Below are 3,645 nucleotides of genomic sequence, written 5' to 3'. Positions count from 1 at the left end.
GGTCCCGTCAGGTGGATCCGGACATCGTCTCCTCTGCGCTCGACGGAGCGGACGGCCGTGGCGAACAGGTCGTCGAATTCCGCAAGGCGCAGGGGTCGCTCTGCGGTGGGCATCGTGCAGGCGTCGGTGGTCAGTAAGGTGTCCATGCCGACCACGGTAAACCCGTACCTAACTCCAGATTGCAAGCCGTTCGGTGCGCCCATTCTTTGCGGCCTCTCGTTTCCTGGGGCCCTCGCCGGAGCGCGGTGGAAGCGCCACGGCGGTCAGTTCGACCTCGAGGTGTCGACGCACGTGCTGGACCAGGGGTTGGTGCCAAGATGTTTGTGTGGCATCGGACTCGCGTATGGTCGCTCTCGGCTTCGGCAAGTTCGCGCGCGCGGACCGCATCTTCGCGCTCGAGCGAATCACCGGCGAGGAACGCGGTGATGGCCGCCGCACCCGGGTCTGGATCGACGGGGTGACGGAGCCATTGATCGCATCAAGGACCGAGGGCACCATCCTTCGTGACATGGGGCAGGAGGCCGCGGCCGCCGGGCCCGATGTCGACAAAGCGTTGGACCTTGCCGCGCGACTTGCCGCTGCAGCCGATGCGGGGCGGGTGGACCTCGGCGACCTGGGTCGTCGAGCGCGACGGCTGCTTGCCTCGACAACCGAGTCAGCGTCTGGGTAGGCCGGGCCGATCGAGGCCACGAGTCGCACGGCGCCGGCAAGCCGCACCGCCCCCGTCCCTGACCGGGACGGGTCGCCACGGAGGGGCCGGTTGCCACGGAGGGGCCGCCATGTGCTCCAACAGGCTCGCGGACGGCGCCGCACGGCCTCGGACGACCTCGGGACCGGCTACAGCCTCCGGCAGACGAGCTCGCCCTTCCCGATGGCCACGATCATGGCATCGACACGCTCGTCGGCCAGCGCCGCGTCGAGCATTGGCTGGAGGGTCTGCCGGTGGTTGATCGCGTTGTCCGCGACGAGGATTCCGCCCGAGACGAGTTTGGGGACAACCGCGTCATAGCACGTGCCATACACCTCCTTCTCGGCGTCGAGGAAGCAGAACCCCACCTCACCGCGCTCGTCAACATGGTCGAGGAAGTCCCCTTCGACGAGATGCACAACGTCGTCGACGCCCGCGAGCGAGAACGTCTCGCGGGCCATCTCGGCCTTCTCCGGTAGCACCTCGAAGGTCGTCACCCGCCTTCCGGTAGCCCGCGCCGCGAGGGCGAGCCACAGCGTCGAATACCCCGCGCTGGTGCCCACCTCCACCATCAGACCATCAGGGGCGGCCGCCGCCCACAGCGCAATGAACCGCCCGGTCTCGGGAGGGATCTGGCGGAGGCGCGCGAGACGGGGGGTCCCGTCCTGGCGATCATGGGCATCGCGCTCCTCGAGCGCGGCCATTCGGGCAAGGACTTTCGGTGGAATCTGATGGAACATCAGGCACTCCTGGTCGGTCATGAGCGCGGCCCATCATGCCTTCAGGCCGTGCAGGGTCGTGTGGATCACGCTGTCCAGGAAGTCGTCGCCGAGCTCTCCTCCGGTCACCAGAGTGCGCAGGTAGAGCGGGGCGACGAGGTGCTCGACAGCTCGGCGGACGTCGACGTCCGGTGGCAGCTCGGCGCGGCGGATGGCGCGTTCGAACATGCTGGACGCATTCTGGAGGGCTCTGGTCCAGTAGTCGTCGCGCACCGCGCGCAGTTCGCTCGTCTCGTCCATGGTGACGGCCAGTCGGAGCAGGAGCGCGCCCTCCGGCTCACGCATGACCGCGGCGCTGGCCCGAAGGTAGGCTCGCAGGTCGCCCTGCAGGGTCCCGGTGTCGGGGATCGGGGCGAGGTTGCCCACGCCGGACAGGAGCGCATCGACGAGCAGACGATCGCGGCTGCCCCACCGGCGGTAGATCGAGCTGGGATGCACGTCGGCACGCTGCGCGACGTCGGTGATGCTGAACCCTGCGAGGCCTTCTCGCTTGGCCAGCTCGAAGGTGGCATCGAGGACGGCCCGGCGCACCTTGGCGCTGCGGCCACCTGGCCGTCGGCGGGGCCCGCGGCCCGAGGCCCCGCCCAGACCGGTGGGGCCGGCGGCGTCGTCGGCTGCGGTCATCGGCGGGTGTGGGTGGTCGCCGGGGCTGGTGTCCATGGGGCCATTGTGGCGCCGTCCAGAGCTTAAACGCAATTCATGTTGCTTTAGGCTACCGAGGCGCTCTAGCCTCTCCAACGCGACAGCCCTGCGACAGGAGATGGTGTGAAGGGATCGACGAGGACGTGGCTCGCTGTGGCCGGAGTGGCGACGGGGGCGTGTGCGGTGCTGCTCGGGGTGGGGAAGTCGGTGGTGCTGCCGCAGTTCCGGTTCCCCGCCCCGAGCGGGCCGTATGCGATCGGGACGGTGACCCAGCACTGGGTCGACCCCGCCCGGGCCGAGATACTCGGCCCCGCCGCGGGGCAACACCATCGCGAGGTGGTGGCGCAGTTCTGGTATCCGGCCGAGCCGTCCGCCGCGCAGCCGACGTCGTACCTGGCCGAACCGGACGCGGTCGTCCCGGCCCTCGCCGGCCTGTTCGGCATGCCGCAGGTCACCTTGCGACACCTGGGCGGCATCACGACCAACGCGGTCCAGGGCGCCACTGTCGCCGCTGGCGGGCACCGGTTCCCGGTGGTGCTGCTGCTCAGCGGCCTCGGCGGGTTCCGGCAGGCGACGACGTTCCTGGCGGAGGAGCTGGCCTCGCACGGTTACGTGGTCGTCGGCCTCGACCAGCCCTACACGGCGGCAGCGGTCGCCTTTCCCGACGGGCGGGTTGCGCGCCTGAGCTCGATCGAGCAGGTCCGGCCGCTGGTGCGACAGAGCTACCTGCCGGCAGCCACGCCCCCCGAGCTCGACGGCGTCCCCCTGGACCACGGGGTCGTCCCGTTCCTGAGTGCCGACGTCAGCTTCGCCCTCGACCAGCTCGAGCGGCTCAACCGCGCGCCCAGCCCCAGCCACCCCACCCCCAGTCCGAGCCATCCCACCCGCAGCGCAAGCCCGCGCCCACGCCCGGACGCGGTCCCCGTCGCCGGACGGCTGGACCTGGATCGGGTCGGTGTCGCCGGGGTCTCCCTCGGCGGGCTCGTCGTCGGCGAGGCCGTCCGCGAGGAGCCCCGGATCAAGGCCGCGCTGATGCTCGATGCGCCAGTGCCCGTGCGGACGAGCCGATCCAGTCTCGACGTCCCGTGCATGTGGCTCACCCGACCCCCGGAGGCCATGCGCCTCGAACGCGAGCGGGCCGGCGGGTGGAGCGAAGACGAGATCCAGGCCCACCACTCCACGATGCGCGCCACCTTCGAACGGCTCAACGCCCCCGGGTACTTCGTCCAGATCCCCGACATCTCGCACCTCGACTTCACCGACGCGCCGCTGTGGTCGCCGGCCCTCGGCTGGCTCGGCATGACTGGCCCGAAGGACGGCAGCTACGCCCACGCCGTGATCAACGACTACGCCCTCAGCTTCTTCCAGAAGTACCTCGACGGCGCGGACATCCCACTGCTCGACGGGCCCCCGAACGACCACCCCGAGGTGACCCTCGACGTGCACGTCGCCACAGCACCGCAGGAGGTGACCCCATGAGGATCCTCGTGCTCGGCGCCAGCGGCGTCGCCGGACGATCGCTCGTGCCGCACCTGC

Annotated in this window: 4 protein-coding genes; 2 read left to right on the top strand and 2 right to left on the bottom strand. The window is 70.3% G+C overall.

Going from position 1 to position 3,645, the window contains the following annotated elements; genetic code table 11:
• Window positions 1-325 precede the first annotated feature (325 nt).
• Window positions 326-670 carry a hypothetical protein gene (locus LOY02_RS18530; RefSeq protein WP_317183844.1) on the top strand — a complete coding sequence of 115 codons (345 nt, stop codon included), beginning with the start codon at window positions 326-328 and terminating at the stop codon, window positions 668-670.
• Window positions 671-837: 167 nt separating this feature from the next.
• On the opposite strand, the gene LOY02_RS18525 is transcribed toward LOY02_RS18530, so the two are convergent.
• Together LOY02_RS18525 and LOY02_RS18520 are read right to left on the bottom strand one after the other, a co-directional pair.
• Complete coding sequence (locus LOY02_RS18525) at window positions 838-1,449, bottom strand: O-methyltransferase (RefSeq protein WP_317183843.1); 612 nt, start codon at window positions 1,447-1,449, stop codon at window positions 838-840.
• A gap of 12 nt (window positions 1,450-1,461) precedes the next feature.
• A complete protein-coding gene (locus tag LOY02_RS18520; protein ID WP_317183842.1) occupies window positions 1,462-2,127 on the bottom strand; it encodes a TetR/AcrR family transcriptional regulator in 666 nt (221 codons plus the stop codon).
• Window positions 2,128-2,232: 105 nt separating this feature from the next.
• Between LOY02_RS18520 and LOY02_RS18515 the strand changes: the two genes are divergently transcribed.
• Complete coding sequence (locus LOY02_RS18515; RefSeq protein ID WP_317183841.1) at window positions 2,233-3,588, top strand: hypothetical protein; 1,356 nt, start codon at window positions 2,233-2,235, stop codon at window positions 3,586-3,588.
• The last annotated feature ends 57 nt before the right edge of the window (window positions 3,589-3,645 follow it).

This window comes from Intrasporangium sp. (assembly GCF_032907665.1).
Lineage (GTDB): Bacteria > Actinomycetota > Actinomycetes > Actinomycetales > Dermatophilaceae > Intrasporangium.
Note: the sequence above shows the minus strand (reverse complement) of the source record. Positions and strands in the feature narration are given on the sequence as shown.

Coding starts and splice junctions, on each gene's coding strand:
- LOY02_RS18525 (WP_317183843.1), bottom strand. CDS start 1,449: ATGACCGACCAGGAGTGCCTGATGTTCCATCAGATTCCACCGAAAGTC.
- LOY02_RS18520 (WP_317183842.1), bottom strand. CDS start 2,127: ATGGACACCAGCCCCGGCGACCACCCACACCCGCCGATGACCGCAGCC.